The organism is Microbacterium sp. SY138 (assembly GCF_039729145.1).
Lineage (GTDB): Bacteria > Actinomycetota > Actinomycetes > Actinomycetales > Microbacteriaceae > Microbacterium > Microbacterium maritypicum_A.
On the sequence record NZ_CP155793.1, the window covers coordinates 1,629,507 to 1,648,770 of the forward strand.

The 19,264-nt window shown below is 67.6% G+C and carries 19 protein-coding genes and 1 tRNA gene; 12 read left to right on the forward strand and 8 right to left on the reverse strand.

Going from position 1 to position 19,264, the window contains the following annotated elements; translation table 11 throughout:
- The first annotated feature begins 18 nt into the window (after positions 1-18).
- Positions 19-930, forward strand: coding sequence for an NADP-dependent oxidoreductase (locus ABDC25_RS07720; RefSeq protein ID WP_152525844.1), 912 nt, complete (start codon positions 19-21; stop codon positions 928-930).
- 52 nt (positions 931-982) lie between these two features.
- On the opposite strand, the gene ABDC25_RS07725 is transcribed toward ABDC25_RS07720, so the two are convergent.
- The gene (locus ABDC25_RS07725; protein ID WP_021198577.1) at positions 983-1,483 is read right to left on the reverse strand and encodes a hypothetical protein; all 501 of its coding nucleotides are present in this window, start codon (positions 1,481-1,483) and stop codon (positions 983-985) included.
- A gap of 56 nt (positions 1,484-1,539) precedes the next feature.
- The gene (locus tag ABDC25_RS07730) at positions 1,540-2,187 is read right to left on the reverse strand and encodes a hypothetical protein (protein WP_021198578.1); all 648 of its coding nucleotides are present in this window, start codon (positions 2,185-2,187) and stop codon (positions 1,540-1,542) included.
- Positions 2,188-2,380: 193 nt separating this feature from the next.
- On the opposite strand from ABDC25_RS07730, the gene leuA reads away from it, so the two are divergent.
- Positions 2,381-4,135: a 2-isopropylmalate synthase gene (leuA, locus tag ABDC25_RS07735; protein ID WP_029260222.1), complete on the forward strand. Its 1,755-nt coding sequence runs from the start codon at positions 2,381-2,383 to the stop codon at positions 4,133-4,135.
- A gap of 82 nt (positions 4,136-4,217) precedes the next feature.
- Here leuA and ABDC25_RS07740 read toward each other — a convergent pair whose 3' ends face one another.
- Positions 4,218-4,598: a VOC family protein gene (locus ABDC25_RS07740; RefSeq protein WP_021198580.1), complete on the reverse strand. Its 381-nt coding sequence runs from the start codon at positions 4,596-4,598 to the stop codon at positions 4,218-4,220.
- Between the two features lie 67 nt (positions 4,599-4,665).
- On the opposite strand from ABDC25_RS07740, the gene ABDC25_RS07745 reads away from it, so the two are divergent.
- On the forward strand, positions 4,666-5,400 hold the full coding sequence (locus tag ABDC25_RS07745) for a TetR/AcrR family transcriptional regulator C-terminal domain-containing protein (protein ID WP_347125700.1): 735 nt from the start codon (positions 4,666-4,668) through the stop codon (positions 5,398-5,400).
- A 19-nt stretch (positions 5,401-5,419) separates the two neighbouring features.
- On the opposite strand, the gene ABDC25_RS07750 is transcribed toward ABDC25_RS07745, so the two are convergent.
- A complete protein-coding gene (locus ABDC25_RS07750) occupies positions 5,420-6,118 on the reverse strand; it encodes a TRIC cation channel family protein (protein ID WP_021198582.1) in 699 nt (232 codons plus the stop codon).
- A 34-nt stretch (positions 6,119-6,152) separates the two neighbouring features.
- Between ABDC25_RS07750 and recO the strand changes: the two genes are divergently transcribed.
- Together recO and ABDC25_RS07760 are read left to right on the forward strand one after the other, a co-directional pair.
- The gene (recO, locus tag ABDC25_RS07755) at positions 6,153-6,896 is read left to right on the forward strand and encodes a DNA repair protein RecO (protein WP_021198583.1); all 744 of its coding nucleotides are present in this window, start codon (positions 6,153-6,155) and stop codon (positions 6,894-6,896) included.
- A complete protein-coding gene (locus ABDC25_RS07760; protein WP_021198584.1) occupies positions 6,893-7,696 on the forward strand; it encodes an isoprenyl transferase in 804 nt (267 codons plus the stop codon). The genes recO and ABDC25_RS07760 overlap by 4 nt, the downstream gene beginning before the upstream one ends.
- Here ABDC25_RS07760 and ABDC25_RS07765 read toward each other — a convergent pair.
- Complete coding sequence (locus ABDC25_RS07765; protein ID WP_347125703.1) at positions 7,636-8,247, reverse strand: AAA family ATPase; 612 nt, start codon at positions 8,245-8,247, stop codon at positions 7,636-7,638. The genes ABDC25_RS07760 and ABDC25_RS07765 overlap by 61 nt on opposite strands.
- A gap of 69 nt (positions 8,248-8,316) precedes the next feature.
- Here ABDC25_RS07765 and ABDC25_RS07770 point away from each other — a divergent pair, with 69 nt between their 5' ends.
- Positions 8,317-9,003 carry a DsbA family oxidoreductase gene (locus ABDC25_RS07770; protein WP_021198586.1) on the forward strand — a complete coding sequence of 229 codons (687 nt, stop codon included), beginning with the start codon at positions 8,317-8,319 and terminating at the stop codon, positions 9,001-9,003.
- Between the two features lie 32 nt (positions 9,004-9,035).
- On the opposite strand, the gene ABDC25_RS07775 is transcribed toward ABDC25_RS07770, so the two are convergent.
- Entirely contained in the window at positions 9,036-9,530 is a 495-nt protein-coding gene (locus tag ABDC25_RS07775; RefSeq protein ID WP_021198587.1) for a glutathione peroxidase, read from the reverse strand.
- Between the two features lie 59 nt (positions 9,531-9,589).
- Between ABDC25_RS07775 and dusB the strand changes: the two genes are divergently transcribed.
- The 5 genes from dusB to ABDC25_RS07800 all read left to right on the forward strand — a co-directional run bounded on the left by dusB (position 9,590) and on the right by ABDC25_RS07800 (position 14,961).
- A complete protein-coding gene (dusB, locus tag ABDC25_RS07780) occupies positions 9,590-10,744 on the forward strand; it encodes a tRNA dihydrouridine synthase DusB (RefSeq protein WP_021198588.1) in 1,155 nt (384 codons plus the stop codon).
- Positions 10,734-12,119, forward strand: a complete 1,386-nt coding sequence (locus tag ABDC25_RS07785) for a deoxyguanosinetriphosphate triphosphohydrolase (RefSeq protein ID WP_021198589.1) — start codon at positions 10,734-10,736, stop codon at positions 12,117-12,119. The genes dusB and ABDC25_RS07785 overlap by 11 nt, the downstream gene beginning before the upstream one ends.
- Positions 12,119-13,978, forward strand: a complete 1,860-nt coding sequence (gene dnaG, locus ABDC25_RS07790; protein ID WP_031206747.1) for a DNA primase — start codon at positions 12,119-12,121, stop codon at positions 13,976-13,978. The genes ABDC25_RS07785 and dnaG overlap by 1 nt, the downstream gene beginning before the upstream one ends.
- Positions 13,979-14,014: 36 nt before the next feature.
- Positions 14,015-14,788, forward strand: a complete 774-nt coding sequence (locus tag ABDC25_RS07795) for an ATP-binding cassette domain-containing protein (RefSeq protein WP_347125706.1) — start codon at positions 14,015-14,017, stop codon at positions 14,786-14,788.
- A gap of 97 nt (positions 14,789-14,885) precedes the next feature.
- Positions 14,886-14,961 (forward strand) — tRNA-Asn (locus ABDC25_RS07800).
- A gap of 158 nt (positions 14,962-15,119) precedes the next feature.
- Here ABDC25_RS07800 and ABDC25_RS07805 read toward each other — a convergent pair.
- Together ABDC25_RS07805 and ABDC25_RS07810 are read right to left on the reverse strand one after the other, a co-directional pair.
- Positions 15,120-16,556, reverse strand: coding sequence for an APC family permease (locus tag ABDC25_RS07805; RefSeq protein WP_021200774.1), 1,437 nt, complete (start codon positions 16,554-16,556; stop codon positions 15,120-15,122).
- A gap of 56 nt (positions 16,557-16,612) precedes the next feature.
- A complete protein-coding gene (locus tag ABDC25_RS07810; protein WP_021200773.1) occupies positions 16,613-17,710 on the reverse strand; it encodes a Zn-dependent alcohol dehydrogenase in 1,098 nt (365 codons plus the stop codon).
- A 113-nt stretch (positions 17,711-17,823) separates the two neighbouring features.
- Here ABDC25_RS07810 and ABDC25_RS07815 point away from each other — a divergent pair, with 113 nt between their 5' ends.
- The gene (locus ABDC25_RS07815; protein ID WP_021200772.1) at positions 17,824-19,242 is read left to right on the forward strand and encodes a helix-turn-helix domain-containing protein; all 1,419 of its coding nucleotides are present in this window, start codon (positions 17,824-17,826) and stop codon (positions 19,240-19,242) included.
- Positions 19,243-19,264: the final 22 nt, after the last annotated feature.

A 19,264-nucleotide genomic window follows, 5' to 3' on the forward strand; every position in this document is an offset into this window, starting at 1 on the left:
TGGCAGTGGACCGCGCCGGTGTGGGGCCCGCCCGAGACCTGGGCGTTCGTCGAGCATGAGCTGCGCACTCCCGAACCCGGCGAGGTCACGATCCGTGTCCGCGCCGCGGGGGTGAACCCCGCAGACGCGAAGCATGTCGCGGCTCCCCGCACGGGCATCGAGCTGCCCGTCCCGATCGGGTATGAGGTCTCGGGGGAGATCTCGGCCATCGGCGCGGACACCAGGACAGGCTCGGGGGCCGTCGACATCGGCGACGAGGTCATCGCCTTCCGCGTGCGCGGGGGCTACGCGACCGAGATCACCGTGCCCGCCGAGAAAGTGTTCGCCAAGCCGTCGACGCTCACGCACCCAGAGGCCGCGAATCTGCTGCTCGTCGGCACCACGGCCGCAGAGATGCTCGCCGTCACCGCTGCGGCACCAGGGGAGACGATCCTTCTCCACGGCGCGTCCGGCGCCGTCGGAGTGAGCGTGCTGCAGCAGGCGCGGCTCCGCGGCATCTGCGTCATCGGAACGGCGAGCCCATCCCGCTTCGGCGAAGTCCGAAGGTTCGGGGGCGTCCCTGTGGAGTACGGCCCCGGGCTCTCCGGCCGAGTCCGCGACCTTGCGGATGTTCCGATCGCTGCGGCTTTGGACACGGCGGGAACTCGGGAAGCCATGGACGCGTCCCTCGAACTCGTCGCCGACCGTCGACGGATCGTCACGATCGCCGCCGCGGGTCGCGCGGAGGATGACGGCATCCTCTTCATTGCCGGGTCGATGCCTCAGAGCGCCCGCTTCCGCGACGAGGTGCGGGGAGAGTTGGTCGCGCTGGCACAGAACGGCGATCTCGTGGTCCCTCTGGCCCGAACGTTCCCCCTGGCCGACGCACCGGCGGCGCATCGGCTTCTCGCCACCGGCCATCCCGGCGGCAAGATCGCTCTGATCCCCTAGTGCAGGGGCGTTGTCTGTCCGATGTGTGTCCGCTGCTTCAGCGTCCTCCGGCTCAGGCCCGCAGGTAGAAGATGACCCCGGCCGCAGAAATCAATGCGGAGACGACGAAGATCCAGATAGCGAACGTCAACACGATCATGCGGGCGCTCCTCTCCGCTTGATCGCCCTCATAGATCTCAGCACCATTCACCTTCAACCGTTCGGCGGCAAGGACGGTGAGGCGGCGTCGTGAGGCGAGGACGCCGAGCCCGAAGGCTCCCAGAACACCCGAGGACACGAGCGGCAGGATGAGCTCCCACTGCTCAGCAGGAGCGGGGCGGGGACCAGGCGCGTCATCGACGCCGTACACCACCAGGACTGCTCCGACGATCACGAAAACGATGCCGATCAGTCGTGTCATCCATGGTCGTTGCGTGGCATTCGCCACGGATCCGCGATGTGATCCGATCACGTAGTTCCCCGCGACGATGAGCTCGGTGGTCTGCCGGGACAGGATCGACGCGAGGATGCCGATGAGGATGGCGAACCCGCCGATGAGCAACTCGATTCTCATCGCATCGCGACCGGAGGTCTATGCACGTGGAAATGATCGCACACGACGGCGGGCGCTCAGTCGATCTCCCGGAGCGTGGACGTCACGATCACGACACCGTCTCCGTACTCCGCGTCCGCGGCATCCTGGATCGTCCCGTCATCCCAGACGACATCGAGCCACACGTAACCGCGATCGGTGCGGAGGGTGACCGCCTCATCGCCGAGGCGGGCCGAGATGTCGTCCTGGATGCGGCTGAGTTCTCCGGGCGGCGTCGTGCCGTCGACACCGTCCGTGGGATCCTCCGGGGCGATCGGGTCGAAGAGTGCGAGCATGATTGGCGGATCGGTGTTCGTGAGTCGCTCGCCGTCGTAGGTGGCATACACGGCGTATGCACCCCACGTCGTCTCCCCGCTGGACTCGCGACCCTCCACGTCGTCCCAGGACCAGCCGTCGACGGGGACGCCGTCGCATTGCGGAGGAGACGACTCCATGATCGCTCCCATGCACAGCTGCACGTCGCCACCCACGTCCAGCACCGTACCCACCCCGATCACGCGCCCTTCGGGGAGATCGGGCCGGGCGTCCTCGATGCGCTGCTCGGACGACGCCGTCGTGCTTGTCGGAGCCGGCGAGGTGCCGGGGCCCGTCGTGCATGCGCTCAGGAACAGGAGGCCGACGCCTGAGGCGGCGGCGATGGACAGGCGACGCTGCGATGTGCTCATACCGACGAGTGTCGGTGAGATCCGGATCGTCTCAGACACGTCGGTACCGCGATCGCATCCCTGCTAGCATGACCTCATGCCTTTCGGCGGTCTGCTTCTTCTTAGCTGCCGCGACGAGTCCTAAAGCTAGGGCCTTCCTCGTCGCGGCGCTTGTGTTGGCCCGTTCATCTTGACGAAGAGAAGAAGCCCCATCATGCAGAACACTCAGCGCCCGTCCGCTATGCCGATCCACAAGTACCGGCCGTTCCACGAGCAGATCAACGTCCACCTGCCTGACCGCACCTGGCCCGACGCCCGCATCACCAAGGCGCCCCGTTGGTGCGCGGTCGACCTCCGTGACGGCAACCAGGCCCTGATCGACCCGATGTCGCCCGAGCGCAAGCGCGTGATGTTCGAGCTGCTCGTCAGCATGGGGTACAAGGAGATCGAGGTCGGCTTCCCCTCGGCGAGCCAGACCGACTTCGACTTCGTCCGTCAGCTCATCGAAGAGGACCTGATCCCGGACGACGTCACCATCCAGGTGCTGACGCAGGCGCGTGAGCACCTCATCGCGCGCACCTATGAGTCGATCGCCGGCGCCAAGCAGGCCATCGTTCACCTGTACAACTCGACGAGCGTGCTGCAGCGCGAGGTCGTCTTCCGCACCGACAAACAGGGCATCATCGACATCGCGCTCGAGGGGGCGCGCCTGTGCCGGCAGTTCGAGAAGACCATCCCCGACACGAAGGTCTACTACGAGTACTCGCCCGAGAGCTACACCGGCACGGAGCTCGAGTTCGCCGTCGACATCTGCAACCAGGTGATCGAGGTCTTCGAGCCCACTCCCGACCGCAAGGTGATCATCAACCTGCCCGCCACGGTCGAGATGGCCTCGCCCAATGTCTACGCCGATTCGATCGAGTGGATGAGCCGTCACCTCGCGCACCGCGAGAACGTGATCCTGTCGCTGCACCCGCACAACGACCGCGGTACCGCGATCGCAGCGGCTGAGCTCGGCTACATGGCCGGCGCCGATCGCATCGAGGGATGCCTGTTCGGCAACGGCGAGCGCACGGGCAACGTCGATATCGTCGCGCTGGGCATCAACCTCTTCACGCAGGGTATCGACCCGCAGATCGACTTCAGCGACATCGACCAGGTCAAGCGCACGGTCGAGTACTGCAACCAGCTGCCGGTGCCGGAGCGCAGCCCGTGGGCGGGCGACCTCGTCTTCACCGCTTTCAGCGGATCGCATCAGGACGCGATCAAGAAGGGCTTCGAAGCCATGGCCGTGCGTGCCGAGGCCGAGGGCGTGACGGTCGACGACATCGAGTGGGCCGTACCGTACCTGCCCGTCGACCCGAAGGACCTCGGTCGCTCCTACGAGGCCGTCATCCGCGTGAATTCGCAGTCCGGCAAGGGCGGTGTCGCCTACCTGCTGAAGGCCGACCACGCGATCGATCTGCCCCGCAAGCTCCAGATCGAGTTCTCGGGCGTCGTGCAGGCGAAGACGGATGCCGAGGGTGGAGAGGTCACGAGCGAGCAGATCTGGTCGATCTTCAACGACGAGTACCTTCCGGCGGTCGACACGGCGGCGAAGTGGGGACGCTTCGAGCTCCTCGCCACGCAGACCCGCAGTGACATGTCCGGCGACGTCGCCCTCGACGTGGTCCTGCGTGACGACGATCAGCAGGTGTCCGTCACCGGCAACGGCAACGGGCCTGTCGCCGCTTTCGTCGAGGTGCTGCGTGGGCAGGGCTTCGACATCACGGTGTACGACTACGTCGAGCATGCGCTCAGCGCCGGTGGCGACGCGCAGGCGGCAGCCTACGTCGAGCTGCAGGTCGGCGATCAGCGTCTGTGGGGCGTCGGCATCGACGGCGACATCTCGACCGCGTCCCTCAAGGCGATCGTGTCGGGTGTGAACCGTTCGATCCGCACGCGTCAGCAGGAGCTCGCGGCGGTCTGATCGACGCGTCTCGACGACGGCGGCCGGAATCCCCCGAGGACCCCGGCCGCCGTCGTCTGTGTGTGCACCTCTGGTCAGGGGACTATGCGACCCATTGCACCAGCTGCCAGACGAGCCCGTTCGGATCGGCGAACTGGCAGTAGCGCTCACCCCAGGGCTCGGTCTCCGGGGGAGTGATGACCCGCGCTCCGGCGTCGGAGATGCGCGCGAATTCCCGGTCGATGTCGTCGACGACGAAAACGACCAGGGTGCCTTCCCCTGCGGAGCCGGCGATCTCCTGCGGGCGGAACGTGCTCAGCCCGGTCTCGAGGAAGATGATGCTCGGTGGAGAGTCCGGGTGCTGCAGGGAGACGAAGCCCTCGGCGGACATCGCCTCCTCGAAGCCGAAGTGGGTCTTGGCGAAGGACGCCGAGGCGGCGACGTCGGGAACGTTGAGCGAGATGGCGGTCTGAGTGATGTTCACAGTTCTCCTGTCATAAACTACGTACAACGTACAGAGTTAAGTCGTCGACGCGGGAGGATATTCCGAAATGGCCAAGAATCTCGTGGACCTGCTCTGGCGCAAGGACGCGTCCGAGCGAGCGGACGGCCGTCGCGGGCCGCGTTCTCGCGTATCCGTCGACGCCGTGGTGTCCGGGGCGATCGAACTCGCGGACGCCGGTGGGACCGAGGCGATGACGATCCGTGCGCTGGCGCAGTCGCTCGACCTCACGGCGATGTCCGTCTACACGCACGTCAACAGTCGGGCGGAGCTGCTCGTCCTGATGGTCGACGAGGCGCACGCGAGGATGGTGACGTCGCCGACGGACAGAGCGGGGTGGCGAGCCCGCGTGCGTCGCGTGGCCGATGAGAATCTCGCCCTGTTCCGCGCCCATGCATGGTTGCTGGACATCGATGATGCTCGAGTCGTCGTGGGTCCGGGAACGATAGCGAAATACGACCGCGAGTTGCGGGCATTCGACGACGCCGGACTGTCTGATGTCGAGCGTGACGCGGCGTTGTCCTTCGTCCTCGACTTCGTGAGGGCGACGGCGGCGAGAATGCGCGGGAGTGCAGCGCGGGAGCGCTTCGGACCGTTCTGGGCCGAGGCCGCGCCGCGCGTGACGGGATATCTCGGGGCGGACTTCCCCCTTGCTCAGGCGGTCGGTCAAGCAGCCGGCGAAGCGATGGACGGCCCCTACGACGCCGACGTCGCATGGGACTTCGGTGTGGCACGGGTGATCGACGGGCTCGCCGGCATCGTCTCGGATTCCTCGCCGCGCTGAGAGCGTGTCGTGCTGGTCCTCAGAGGTCGGCGCTGGGCTTGACGATCGCGATCGCGCCGGTCTCTGCGGCCACCTTGCGGCGGTAGATGCGCCGCTGCTCGGGCAGGGAGACGTCGAACGTGACGGCGAGGACCCGGATGACGGCTGTGACGGCGATGCCGATGACCGCCGCGAGAGTGATCGGCATTCCGAGGGCGACGGCGATCACGATGAAGGTGCATCCTGCCCCCGCGGCGACCGCGTAGAGCGAACCGACGTGCATGATCGCGGTCGGAAGCCCCATGAGCATGTCGCGGAGCACGCTGCCACCGACCGCGGCGCAGACGCCGATGAAGACCGCCGGGACTTCGGGGATCCCGAATGCGAGGGCCTTGCTCGTCCCGAAGGCGCCGAACATGCCGATCACCACGGCATCGAGGACCACGATCACGGTGTTCAGCCGGGTGAAGAGGCCCGCGAGCAGCATGCCGAGCAGGGCCGCCCCGCCGGCGGTGACCAGATACCACTGATTCTGCAGGGTGGCGGGCGTCTGCCCCAGCAGGATGTCGCGGATGAGACCGCCACCCATCCCGATCATGATGCCGATGATCGAGACGCCGAGCCAGTCGAGTCGACGCTGCCCCTGGAACCCCGATGCGAACATCGCGCCCTGGACGCCACCGAGGCCGACGCCGAGGAGGTCCGCCCACAGCGGAATGGTGAAGAGCGGTTCGGTCACGCCTCCATTCTCGCGCACGGAGGATAATCGGAGGGTGCCCACCTATCGAGACGAAGCGGTGATCCTGCGCACCCACAAGCTCGGTGAGGCGGATCGCATCGTCATCATGCTCTCGCGGCGTCATGGCAAGGTTCGCGCGGTCGCGAAGGGCGTGCGCCGGACCTCGTCGAAGTTCGGGGCCAGACTCGAGCCGTTCATGGTCGCCGACGTGCAGCTGTATCAAGGCCGCTCGCTCGACATCGTGCAGCAGGCCGAGTCGCTCGGTTCCTACGGAACGGACATCGCCGCGCACTACGACCGGTTCACGGCGGCCAACGCGATGGTCGAGACGGCCGATCGCCTGAGCGACTCGGAGGCGACGCCCGACCAGTACCTGCTCCTCGTCGGCGGGCTGCGTGCGCTGTCCCGCGGAGAGCATGTCGCCCGCAGCATCCTCGACTCGTATCTGCTGCGGGTGATGTCCCTCTCCGGATGGGCGCCCTCCCTCGACGAATGCGCGCGCTGCGGCACTCCGGGTCCGCACTCCCGGTTCGTCGCGCAGCTGGGCGGACTGGTCTGCCAGAACTGCGCCCCTGCCGGGAGCCCCCGCGTCGCCGAGAAGACCCTGGCGCTGCTCCGGGCGCTGATCGCCGGCGAGTGGGACGTCATCGACGGGTCTTCGCCCGCCGACACGGCCGCCGCGTCCGGCCTGGTCTCCGCCTACGCTCAATGGCATCTGGAACGCGGGATCCGCTCCCTCGCCCACGTGTCCGACATCCCTTCGGAAGGAGAACGGTGAGCCCGAAGCCGTATACGCACAAGGACGCCGTGGCCTATCGCCCGCTGGACTGGACCGGCGTGCATCCCCCTGCGTTCCGGGCCGTGCCGGAGCACGTGGCGATCGTCATGGACGGCAACGGCCGCTGGGCCAACCGCCGGGGTCTCAACCGGATCGAAGGTCACAAGGCAGGGGAGGAGGTGCTTCTCGATGTGGTCGCCGGCGCGATCCAGGCCGGGGTGAAGCATCTCTCCGTGTACGCGTTCTCGACCGAGAACTGGGCGCGCTCTCCCGAGGAGGTCCGCTTCCTGATGGGGTACAACCGCGACGTGCTGCACCGACGCCGTGATCAGCTCAACGAATGGGGCGTGCGGATCCGCTGGGCCGGACGCAAGCCGCGTCTGTGGGGAAGCGTCATCAAGGAGCTCCAGCACGCCGAGCAGCTCACTCGTGGCAACGACGTGCTCACCCTCACCATGTGTGTGAACTACGGCGGCAGGGTGGAGCTCGTCGATGCGATGCGGGCGATCGCCGAGGACGTCGCCGCCGGGCGGGTGAAGCCGAAGGCGATCACCGAGAAGATGATCCGCCGGAATCTGTATGTGCCCGACATGCCGGACGTCGACCTGTTCCTGCGCAGCTCGGGGGAGCAACGCACCTCGAACTTCCTGTTGTGGGAGTCGGCCTACGCCGAGATGGTGTTCCTCGACACCCTCTGGCCCGATTTCTCGCGTGAGGAGCTGTGGCGCGCCATCGGTATCTACCTGTCGCGCGATCGTCGTTTCGGCGGCGCGATCGACACGCCGGAGGCCTCGGCCTGAGCCCGGAGCCACCTCTCGGCTTCCCGCGGATGGCGCAGCCTCACGACGACGAGGTGGGGGAAGTGTTCCTGCAGGGCCGGAAACCGCTCGCTCCATTTGTGGAGCGTCGCCGTCTGCCACGCGAGGATGTTCTCCTCGGGATCGCGGTTCAGCAGGTTCCACGGTCCCTTCTCGCGGTTCCCGTTCCAGAGCTCGAGTCGCAGGATGCCGCGGGCGAGCGTGCGCCGGATCAGACGGGCGCGCACGACGCGGTGGGGATAGTCCAGCCAGACGGCGAGCTGCGCGCGCGGCGTGAGGATCGCATCCGTGCCCTTGCTCGTGTACTGCCACTCGGTGACCCAACGGTCGTCGGACGCGAAGGCGCGCACGTCGTCGAGGAACTCGGGGCGAGGAGTCCAGTTCGGTCCGTGGAACAGACCGTCGATCTCGACGTGGCGCAGGCTCCACATCGTGCCGATACGCCGCGACAGGGTCGTCTTCCCCGAGCCGGAGACGCCCGCCACCAGAACCCGCTCCGGCTGGAGCGGCAGCGGGTCGTCGGCGGAGAGCATCCGAGAAGCCTACCCGCGAGCTGTGGCTGCCTCGGAATAGCTCATAGGCGCATGCGGTTGCATGAGAGTGTGACTGAACCCATCTCCATCGACATCTGGTCCGACATCGCCTGCCCCTGGTGCTACATCGGCAAGCGCAACCTCGAGAAGGGTCTCGAAGCGGTCGCCGCCGACGAGGACGCACCGCAGGTCAACATCACCTTCCACTCCTTCGAGCTCTCGCCCGACACCCCCGTCGACTTCGACGGCGACGAGATCGACTTCCTCGCCGGGCACAAGGGAATGCCGCGCGAGCAGGTCGAGCAGATGCTGTCGAATGTGACCGGTGTCGCCGCGAACGCGGGACTCGAGTACCGCTTCGACCTGCTGCAGCACACCAACACGGTCAAGGCTCATGAGCTGCTGCACTTCGCGAAGGCCGAGGGCCTGCAGCACGAGCTGGAGGAGCGGCTCATGTCCGCCTACTTCACCGAAGGCAAGCACGTCGGCCGTATCGACGACCTGGTCGAGCTCGCGACCGAGGTCGGCCTCGACGCAGATCGCGCTCGCGCGGCGCTCGAGAGCGAGCAGTACCTGCCGGCGGTTCGTCAGGATCAGGCCCAGGCCCGCGCCTACGGCATCCAGGGTGTGCCGTTCTTCGTCGTCGACGGCCAGTACGGCATCAGCGGGGCGCAGCCACCGGCGGCGTTCGAGAACGTCCTCCGCGACCTCTGGTCGAAGCGCGGAGAAGCCGAGACGGAGACGGCAGCCGTCTGACCGTTCGGCGCCGGTCCGACGCTCGGCTCGATCTAGCGGGTCAGCGCGGCTTCGATGGCGCTGACGATCTCGGGGGCGTCCGGCTTCTGCTTCGGGCGGAAGCGCAGGACGTCCCCATCCGGCAGCACGAGGAACTTCTCGAAGTTCCACTCGACCCGTCCGGCTTTTCCGCCGGCGTCCGGGGTCTCCTTGAGTGCCTTGTAGAGCTCCGCGGCGTTCTTGCCGTTCACCTTGACCTTGTCGTTGACCGGGAACGTGACGCCGTACGTCGTCGAGCAGAACTCGAGGATGTCGTCCACCGAGCCGGGCTCCTGGCCGAAGAACTGGTTGCACGGGAAGCCGACGACCGTGAACCCGCGGTCGCCGTACAGACGCTGCAGCTCCTCGAGCTGCTCGTACTGCGGCGTCAGGCCGCACTTGGAGGCGACGTTCACGACCAGCACCACGTCGGCACCGAGATCGTCGAGCGTCTTCTCCTCGCCCTTCGCGTCGGTGAACGGGATCGTGCGGAGCGCGGATTCGGTCATATTCACAGCTTAGATCGCCGCATCCCCGTGGGCTCCGCGTCTGGGAGAATAGAGGGGACATGACTCTCGCCACCGCACCTGCCCGCCCCCTTCGCATCGGTCCGATCGATCTCGACGTGCCGGTCGTCCTCGCACCCATGGCGGGGATCACCAACACCGCCTTCCGGCGACTGTGTCGTGAGTACGGCGCCGGGCTGTACGTCAGCGAGATGATCACCTCGCGCGCTCTCGTCGAGCGCAACGAGACCACCATGCGACTGATCCGCCACCACGAGTCGGAGACGCCGCGGTCCATCCAACTGTACGGCGTCGACCCGAAGACCATCGCCGAGGCCGTCCGCATCATCGTCGCCGAGGACCACGCCGACCACATCGACCTCAACTTCGGGTGCCCGGTGCCGAAGGTCACGCGCCGCGGCGGGGGAGCGGCGCTGCCGTGGAAGTCGAAGCTGTTCGCCGATATCGTCGACCAGGCGGTGAAAGCCGCAGGCGACATCCCGCTCACGGTGAAGATGCGCAAGGGCATCGATAAAGACCACCTCACCTTCCTCGATGCCGGGCGAGCGGCTGAAGATGCAGGGGCGGCCGCGGTCGCGCTGCACGCCAGGACCGCTGGCGAGTTCTACTCGGGGTTCGCGGACTGGAACGCGATCGGCGAGCTGAAGCAGGCGGTCACGAGCATCCCGGTGCTCGGCAACGGCGACATCTGGTCGGCCGACGACGCCGTGCGCATGATGGCGCAGACCGACTGCGACGGTGTCGTGGTCGGGCGTGGCTGCCTCGGACGCCCGTGGCTGTTCGGCGAGCTGGCCACGGCCTTCGGTGGGGAGGGGAAGACCGTCGATGCGACACTCGGCTTCGTCGCGAACGCCTTCCGTCGCCACGCCGAGCTGCTGGTCGAGTTCTTCGAGGATGAGGACCGCGGGTGCCGGGATATCCGCAAGCACGTGTCCTGGTACTTCAAGGGCTACCCGGTCGGGGGCGACATCCGCACCGGACTCGCCACGGCATCCAGCCTCGCCGAGATCGACGACCTCCTCGGCCGGCTCGATCACACGGCGCCCTATCCCGGTGCGGACGCCGAGGGGCAGCGCGGTCGAGCGGGACACCCGAAGCGCACCGCCCTGCCGGAGAAGTGGTTGGAGTCGCGGGAGATCGCATCCGACACCTCGGAGATGATGCGTGGAGCGGAGATCGAGAACAGTGGCGGTTGACCCCAAGGCAGGCCTGCGCGCCGACGGCTACGACGCGCGAGACGCCGAACGCTTCTTCGCCGAAACCCATCGTTCCGAGCGCAACGATTTCGCTCGCGATCGTGCCCGTGTTCTGCACTCCGCCGCGCTGCGCCGACTCGCCGCGAAGACGCAGGTGCTCAGTCCCGCCAGCACCGCGGATTTCGCCCGCAACCGGCTGACGCATTCCCTCGAGGTGGCTCAGGTCGGGCGCGAGCTCGCTGTCGCCCTCGGCGTCTCGGCGGATGTCGTCGACACGGCGTGCCTGAGCCACGACCTGGGGCATCCTCCCTTCGGTCACAACGGCGAACGAGCTCTCAACGAGTGGGCAGAGCCCATCGGGGGCTTCGAGGGGAACGCCCAGTCCCTGCGCATCCTCTCGCGGCTGGAGGCGAAGGTCCTCGACGACGCCGACCGTTCCGTGGGGTTGAATCTGACCCGTGCGAGCCTCGACGCCACGTGCAAGTACCCGTGGACGGTCGACAGTCCGGTGCCGGACCCGGGTGGTCGGCTGAAGTTCGGGGTGTACCCCGAGGACGAGGCGGTCTTCCGCTGGATGCGCGAAGGGGCGCCGGGGCGTCTGCGCTGCATCGAAGCCGAGATCATGGATCTCTCCGACGATATCGCGTACTCGGTCCACGACTTCGAGGACGCCATCGTGAACGGCTATGTCGACGTCGCTCAGCTCGCCGACCCCCGTCAGCACGACGCTCTCGTCGGACGGATCCAGCAGTGGGTGGGATACGACTTCACTCGCGATGAACTCGCCGATGCGCTCTACCGCCTCGCGTCGCAGCCGATGTGGCTCTCGTCGTTCGACCGCTCCCGCCAGGCACTGGCCCGTCTCAAGAACCTCACGAGCGATCTGATCGGACGCTTCGCCCGAGCCTCGGTCTCCGCGACCACGGAGGCCTACGGCACGACAGCACTCGTCCGCTACAACGCCCATGTCGTCGTCCCGCGAGTGATCGAGGTCGAGATCGCCGTGCTCAAGGGCATCATGGGGCAGGCGATCGTCACGATCGAAGCCCGCAAGGGCGTCTACAAGGAGCAGCGGCGGGTGCTGAAGAGACTCGCCGACGCCCTCTGGTCGACCGACGCGCTGTGGTCCGCCGGGTCCGATGTGCTCGAGCCTGCGTTCGCCGCGGACTTCGTCGCGGCGGAGAACGACGCCGAACGCGCCAGAGTCGTGGTGGACCAGATCGCGAGCCTCACCGACCAGAGCGCGATCGACTGGCACAACCGCCTCGTCGGCGAGATCGATCCGGCCGAGGTCGGGATCTGGACTCCCCGTCACGCCCGCCCTGGCGCCCAGGCGCACGCCGAGCGGCTGCCCGTCGCCGAAAGGGCGCACTGATGCCCCGGATCCGGCAGGCCGATGTCGATGAGGTGAAGGCGCGCACGAACATCGCCGACATCATCGGGGAGCGTGTCGCTCTCAAGTCGGCCGGTGTCGGGTCGCTCAAGGGGCTGTGTCCTTTCCACGATGAGAAGAGCCCGAGCTTCCATGTGCGCCAGCAGGTGGGGTACTACCACTGCTTCGGATGCGGGGAGTCGGGGGACGTCTACTCCTTCCTGCGGGAGATGGATCACGTCAGCTTCACGGAAGCAGTCGAGCGTCTCGCCGGGCGTATCGGGTACACACTGCACTATGAAGACGGGGGAGCAGCCCCCGAGACGAGCGGCCGCAGCCGGCTGTACGCGGCGAACACCGCGGCGGCGGAGTTCTTCCGTGCGCAGCTGCTCACCCCCGATGCGGAGGCAGGACGGCGCTTTCTCGGTGAGAGAGGATTCGACGCCGGAGCTGCGGCGCATTTCGGAGTCGGCTTCGCTCCGCGCGGCTGGGACGGGATGCTCAAGGCGCTGACCGCACAGGGGTTCACCCGCGAGGAGCTGAGCAATGCGGGTCTCGTCTCCACGGGGCAGCGCGGGGTCTACGACCGCTTCCGCGGGCGTCTGGTGTGGCCGATCCGGGATGTCTCGGGGCAGACCATCGGATTCGGCGCGCGCAAGCTCTTCGACGACGACCAGGGACCCAAGTACCTGAACACCCCGGAGACGCCCATCTACAAGAAGGCGCAGGTGCTGTACGGGCTCGACCTCGCCAAGCGCGACATCGCTCGCGGCGACCCTCGCCGTGTGGTCGTGGTCGAGGGATACACCGACGTGATGGCCTGTCACCTCGCCGGTCTCACGACGGCGATCGCGACATGTGGCACGGCCTTCGGCACCGATCACATCAAGGTGCTGCGCCGGGTGATGGGTGACGACAACGCATCCGGTGAGGTCGTCTTCACGTTCGACGGTGACGAGGCGGGGCAGAAGGCCGCGCTGCGTGCCTTCACGGAGGACGACCGTTTCAACGCGCAGACCTTCGTCGCCGTCGCGCCCGACGGCCTCGACCCGTGCGATCTGCGTCTTCAACGCGGAGACGCCGCGGTTCGCGGACTGATGGACGCGAAGCAGCCGATGTTCGAGTTCGCGATCGACCGCAAGCTGAGTGGCTTCGACCTCTCGACGGTCGAGGGTCGGGTCGGGGCTCTGCGGGCCGCGGCTCCGATCGTGGCCGAGATCCGTGACCAGCTCCTCCGGCCGGGATACGAGCGTGTGCTGGCGCGTCGGCTCGGGATGGATCCCACCGAGGTGCGCAGTGAAGTCGAACGCGCGGCTCGTGGGGGACCTGCACCGCATCAGGTGCGTCGGGAGGCTCCGCAGATCGACTCGGTGACCGGCGCTCCCCTCGTCGCTCCGGTCACTCTCGCGACCCTGCCTCGCAGCCCCGACGTCGCGGTCGAACGCGATGCGCTGATGGGAGCCCTGCAGTACGGGCATCAGGTCGATCAGGCCCTCCTCAACAGGGCTCTGGAGGCGCCGTTCCGCACCCCGGCACTGGATGCCGTGCGCGAGGCCGTCGCCGCGGCTCCCGACCGCAGCAGGGCCGGGTGGGTGACCGAGGCCGTGAACGGCGTCCGCGAGCCCTACCGCTCGCTCGCGGGGGAGCTGCTGATGACTCCATTCCCGGAGCGGACGGAAGAGCGGGCTGTCGCCACCGTGGCCGACCTCGCCCGCAGGCTCGTGCTCCGCCAGCTCGAGCACGAGAAGCAGGAGCTCCTCGGTGCGGTGCAGCGTGTGCCCGCCGATTCCGACGGTGGTCGCGCGCTGCGGATGCGTCTGCGCGACATCGACGCAGAGCGTCAGCGCTTCGCCGAGTCGTAACGCGTACCGGCATCGCCCAGAGGGCAGGATGGAGTCATGTCCCGCAGGCCCGTATCCACGAACGCGATCGATTGCTCCGATCTGGTGATCGACCGCATCGGACACGGGATCCCGACTCGGGCCGTCGACGGCGTCACCTTCTCCCTTGTGCCGGGCGGACTCATCTGCGTCGCGGGCCCCACGGGTTCGGGTAAATCGACGCTGGTCGCCGCTCTCGCCGGTTCCACCGATCCCTCGGTCAAGGTCGTCGGCGGGCGCGCCGAGGTGTGCGGGGTGGACGTGCGTCGGCCGGGTCGCAAGCATCGGATCCTCACCTATCGCACCGGATTCGTACCGCAGGGCGCCGGCGCCGATCTGCCGCCGCGACTCACCGTGAACGAGGTGATCGCGGAGCCCATCCTCATGCGCGAGCGGCGGGTGAACACGAAGGCACTCTCGATCCGCGTCGCCACTCTGCTCGACGAGCTGCACCTTCCCCTCGGAACAGCCGCGAAGTTCCCCTACGAGCTCAGTGCCGGCATGCGTCAGCGCGTGGCGATCGCGCGGTCGTTCGTCCTGGAGCCGAAGGTGCTCATCGCCGACGAGGTGCTCGCGAATCTCGACCTCGAGGTGCGGCCGGTCGTGTTCGATGCGATCACCCGTCGTCGCAAGGAGCAGTCGATGGCCGTTCTCCTCGTCACCAATGACGCCGACTTCATCCGCGAGCTGAATGCCGAGACGCTCATGCTCCGCAACGGACATGTCGTCGCGCGCGGCGTGGGCAAGGACCTGCTGTGGGTGCCGAACGCGGAGTCGGATTCGCGCCACTGACCCCGACACGCCCGGCATCCGCGAACGGCGCCCCGGTGTCGTGAACAGGTCCGGGAGTTTGCTAAGCTTGTCGAGTTGCCCGCTCAGCGGTGCACATTCCTCGGTAGCTCAATTGGCAGAGCAGCCGGCTGTTAACCGGCAGGTTCTTGGTTCGAGTCCAAGCCGGGGAGCCAACGAGAGAAGCCCCCTCCACGGAGGGGGCTTCTCTCGTTTTCCCGTGCACCGAACGGGCACCGTCGAGCAGGCACCGTCGAAGAGCGGACGTCGATCAGCCGAGGTACGAGAAGAGCCCCTCATCGGAAGGGGCTCTTCTCGTCCGAGGGAGGCCGGATCAGCCGACGCCCTCCATCGCGCTCGTCTCGGTGTTGCCGATGCGGGCGATGACCTCGGGCCGACGGCGGGCCAGGTAGGCGTACCGGGTGAGGGCCAGGGCGACCGTCACGAGGAACACGTAGGGGATCACGTTGTAGGGGAAGACCGGCACCGGCCAGACGTTCGCGAAGAAGACGTAGGCCATGGTGACGACGGCGACCGTCGCGCAGACCTTCACGAGTCCATTGCGCATCTTCGCGCGCTGCGTGTAGACGACACAGGCGATCGCGACGAGTGCGTAGGCGACCATGTAGCCGTAGGTGCCCCAGGTGTTCACCCAGACGAGGATCTCGCCGGTCGCCGCGCCCGAGAGCAGCAGCACGATGTCCACCGCCACGGCTGCAGCGCCGGCGATGATCAGGACGCGGTGAGGCGTCAGATGCTGCTCGTGGGTGCGTCCGAATCGTTCGGCGACGACGCCCTCCTTGCCCATCACGTACACGATGCGACCGATCACGTTGAGCGGAGCGACGACCACGGCGAAGAACGACGCGGAGACACCGAACGTGAGCACGGCCGCGAACCAGCCGGGCATCCCGATCAGTGCGGACATGCTCTCCAGGGGACTGGACGAGGTGGCGAGGTCGTCACCGAGTACCGTGATCTGGGTGTACGCGGCGAACACGTACAGCACCCCCACACCGAGGGCGCTCCACATGATCGCGCGGGGGATGGCCTTGTACGGCTCCTTGGCCTCGCGACCGAGCGCGTCGGCGGAGGAGAAGCCGACGAAACCGAGGATGCCGAGGACCATGCCGGACGCGACCCCCTGGAACGACGATCCGGAAGCGAGCACCTGCGCGGGGTCCCACGCGGCGGGGCCGGCCCACACGAGCGCGGCGATCAGGAGAACGAGGATGATTCCCACCGAGACGAGCTCCAGTACGAGCGAGACCCGGGCGGACAGGCGGATCCCGCGGATCGTGAACAGCGTCGCCAGGCCGCCGAGGACGACGGCGAGGCCGATGTCCCACCCGAGGCCCTGGGCGGGGAGGCCCAGCATGGTGAGGAACTGCGCCATGTAGCTGACGGAGCCGCTGAGTGAAGCCGCAGCGATGCCGAAGCAGCCGATCAGCAGTGTGACGCCGGCGAGGAATGCGCCGAACGGACCGAGCCCCTTGGAGACATAGGTGTAGAGCGATCCCGCAGAGGCGTGCTTGCGGGCGAACACGACAACGCAGTAGCCGACGCACAGGATGACGATGGTCGCGAGTGCGAAGGCGTAGATGGTGCCGTTGCCGGCACCGAGGAAGATGGCCGCAGCGGTGAACGCGATGACGGCGCTGGGGGCGATGTTCGCGATGGCCTGGGCGGCGAGTTCCGGTCCGCTCATGACGCCGGTGCGAAGACCGGCATCGGTGGGCGTGCCGGGTGGGGCGACGACGGTGTCTGACATGGTTCTCCTGGATTCGGGTTTCCGGGGATGGGGTGGAGGCTGCGGGTGGCGTGCGGTCAGGGGATGAGAAGCGTGCGGAGCGCGGAGCCGGTCTCGAGATCGTCGAGCGCCGCAGCGGCCTCGGCGAGCGGACGTCGACCGGAGATGAGCGGATCGATCTTGAGCTGGCCGTCCATGTAGCGGTCCACCAGCGCCGGGACATCGATCGAGGGACGCACGGAGCCGTAGTTCGATCCCAGGATGCGCTGGTCGGCCTCGGCGAGGACGAGGGGTTCGAACGAGGCACGGGCTCCCGTGGGAGGGAGGCCGACGATCACGGCGGCACCGCCGAGGCCGAGCATCTGGATCGACTGCTCGGTCGTCGATGTGCGGCCGATCGCGTCGAACGCGTAGTCCACGCCGTCCGGGATGAGTTCGCGCAGCTGGGCGACGGGGTCGCCCAGCGAGGCATCGATGCGATCCGTCGCGCCGAACTGCAGCGCCATCTGCGTCTTCTCCGGACGCACGTCGATCGCGATGATGCGTTCGGCGCCGGCCAGGCGCGCGCCCTGCACGACATTGAGGCCGACGCCGCCGCAGCCGATCACGACGACGGTGGAACCGGGCTCGACCGCCGCCGTGTTGAGGACGGCGCCGACGCCCGTGGCCACCGCGCAGCCGACGACGGCGATGACATCGAGCGGCGCGTCGTCACGGACCTTGACGGCCCCCGAGGCGGGAACGACGACCTCCTCCGCGAACGAGGAGACTCCGAGATAGTGGTGCAGCGGTTCGCCGTCGAGGCTGAGGCGCGAGGTGCCGTCGAACAGCACGCCGAGGGGAGCGACCACGGTCGCGACCTTCTGGCAGCGTGCCTCGTGGCCGGCGCGACAGTAGCGGCACTCACCGCACGGGGGCACCCAGCTCAGGACGACGTGATCGCCGACGGCCAGTGTGGTGACACCTTCGCCGAGTTCGGTCACGACACCGGAACCCTCGTGTCCCATGACCAGGGGAGCAGCCGCATCCCATTCGCCGCGCTTGACGTGGAGGTCGGAGTGGCACACGCCGGCAGCGGCGATGCGTACTCGAACCTCACCTGCACGCGGCGGGGCGAGGTCGACGTCGACGAACTCGATCGGGGACTGCGGATCGCGGAAGACAACAGCTTTCATGACATCCTTCGGGTGGAGGGGGCTGCCGACGATGCTAGGAGAGTGCGGGACCGCGGGCATCCGACAAATATGTGGATTGCAAAGCGCGTGTTCACACTTTGTATGATCAGAAGATGGCTCGTGATGTCGCCTCCGTGGCGCGATACCTCCAAGGGGAGCTGCTGCACGGGGGCGTTCCGAGTTCGCGACATGTGAATTCCGTCGTCGCGCTCGAAGTGTTCGGCGCCCCGACCGACAGTCTCTTCACCACTCTCGTCACCGTCGACGCTTGGCAACTGGACCGGCTCGCCGACGATGCGGAGCGGGTCGCCCTGCTCCGGGACGTGGTCGTCGTGACGGATGCGGACACGCCCTCTTTCCGACGTCTGCTCGAGGACGGAGGCATCACGGCGATCGTCGGGGCAGGAACGTCGCGCGAGCTGCTGACGCCGATGCTGACGGCCCTGCTGGCCGTCGACCAGGCAGCCGAGGCCCGAGCGATCACTTCGGCGATGCGGGTGCTGACCCTGGCCGCACGCCGCAGCGGCATCACGGGGGTCATCGCCGAGCTCGCGCATCGGATCGATGGATGGGCGGTGCTCCTCGACCGCCACGGGGAGGTAATCACGACGGCGGGAGCGGGAAGCCTGCACATCGACGACGCCGTGGCGGTCGCCGTGGGGCGCCCGGTTCGCGTGCGCCATCGCGCGCTCCAGGTGCATCCGGTCGGCCCGGGGCAGGACATCACCGCCCAACTCGTCACCGCACCCCGCAACGACAGCTCGGGTCGGGGGAGGGAGCTCAGCTCGCAGGCCGCGGCACTGCTCGATCTTCTGATGCGCACGCGGGACAGCAGCCACCTCGAGCGTCTCGGCCGATCCATGATGCTGGAGACCGTGCTCGAGGGAGGGGAGGAGGCGACGCGTCTCCTGCGTCGCTGGGGCGTGCACGAACGAAGTCTGGTGGGATTCGTCCTGACCTCGCGCACCAGTGGCGTGGACGTGGAGCATCTGCTGGCGCTGTGGCTGGATGAGCTCGGGGCGGAGCATGTCTTCGCCGCGCAGCGTGGTCTGATCCGCGGCGTTGTGCGCGAGGAACATGCGGAGGAGATCGCGCATCGGGCGCGGTCCTTCGCCTCGACGCTCTATCTCGGGCTCGGTCGGCCCGCCACGACGGATGCGCTCGCCCGCAGTGTCGATGAAGCCCGTCAAGCCTGCGAGACGGCTCGCGCGGGAGGGGAGCGCGTCGTCCGCTACTCGTCGATCCCGACGGTGTCGTTCGTGCTCGGGCAGTTGGATGCGGACCAGACGCAGAGGATCGCGCGGCTTCTCGATCCGCTGAGGGCCGCCGAGCAGCGGACCGAGCTCATCGAGACCCTGCGCGTGTTCCTCGCCACGAACGGCGCCTGGGGCGAGAGCGCCACGCGGTTGCGGATCCACCGGCAGACTCTGGCAGCGCGCATCCGACGGATCGAAGACCTGATCGGGCTGTCATTCGCCGATCCCGATGATCGGGTGGCCGCCTGGCTCGCGATACGTGCCTCTGACGACTGATGCGCGCGTGCACGAAGGAGGG

Bases quoted from the DNA above. Each gene is read 5' to 3' on its own strand.
- ABDC25_RS07725 (WP_021198577.1), bottom strand. From the start codon at position 1,483: ATGAGAATCGAGTTGCTCATCGGCGGGTTCGCCATCCTCATCGGCATC.
- ABDC25_RS07730 (WP_021198578.1), bottom strand. From the start codon at position 2,187: ATGAGCACATCGCAGCGTCGCCTGTCCATCGCCGCCGCCTCAGGCGTC.
- leuA (WP_029260222.1), top strand. From the start codon at position 2,381: ATGCAGAACACTCAGCGCCCGTCCGCTATGCCGATCCACAAGTACCGG.
- ABDC25_RS07745 (WP_347125700.1), top strand. From the start codon at position 4,666: ATGGCCAAGAATCTCGTGGACCTGCTCTGGCGCAAGGACGCGTCCGAG.
- ABDC25_RS07765 (WP_347125703.1), bottom strand. From the start codon at position 8,247: ATGCTCTCCGCCGACGACCCGCTGCCGCTCCAGCCGGAGCGGGTTCTG.
- ABDC25_RS07775 (WP_021198587.1), bottom strand. From the start codon at position 9,530: ATGACCGAATCCGCGCTCCGCACGATCCCGTTCACCGACGCGAAGGGC.
- dusB (WP_021198588.1), top strand. From the start codon at position 9,590: ATGACTCTCGCCACCGCACCTGCCCGCCCCCTTCGCATCGGTCCGATC.
- dnaG (WP_031206747.1), top strand. From the start codon at position 12,119: ATGCCCCGGATCCGGCAGGCCGATGTCGATGAGGTGAAGGCGCGCACG.
- ABDC25_RS07795 (WP_347125706.1), top strand. From the start codon at position 14,015: ATGTCCCGCAGGCCCGTATCCACGAACGCGATCGATTGCTCCGATCTG.
- ABDC25_RS07805 (WP_021200774.1), bottom strand. From the start codon at position 16,556: ATGTCAGACACCGTCGTCGCCCCACCCGGCACGCCCACCGATGCCGGT.
- ABDC25_RS07810 (WP_021200773.1), bottom strand. From the start codon at position 17,710: ATGAAAGCTGTTGTCTTCCGCGATCCGCAGTCCCCGATCGAGTTCGTC.
- ABDC25_RS07815 (WP_021200772.1), top strand. From the start codon at position 17,824: ATGGCTCGTGATGTCGCCTCCGTGGCGCGATACCTCCAAGGGGAGCTG.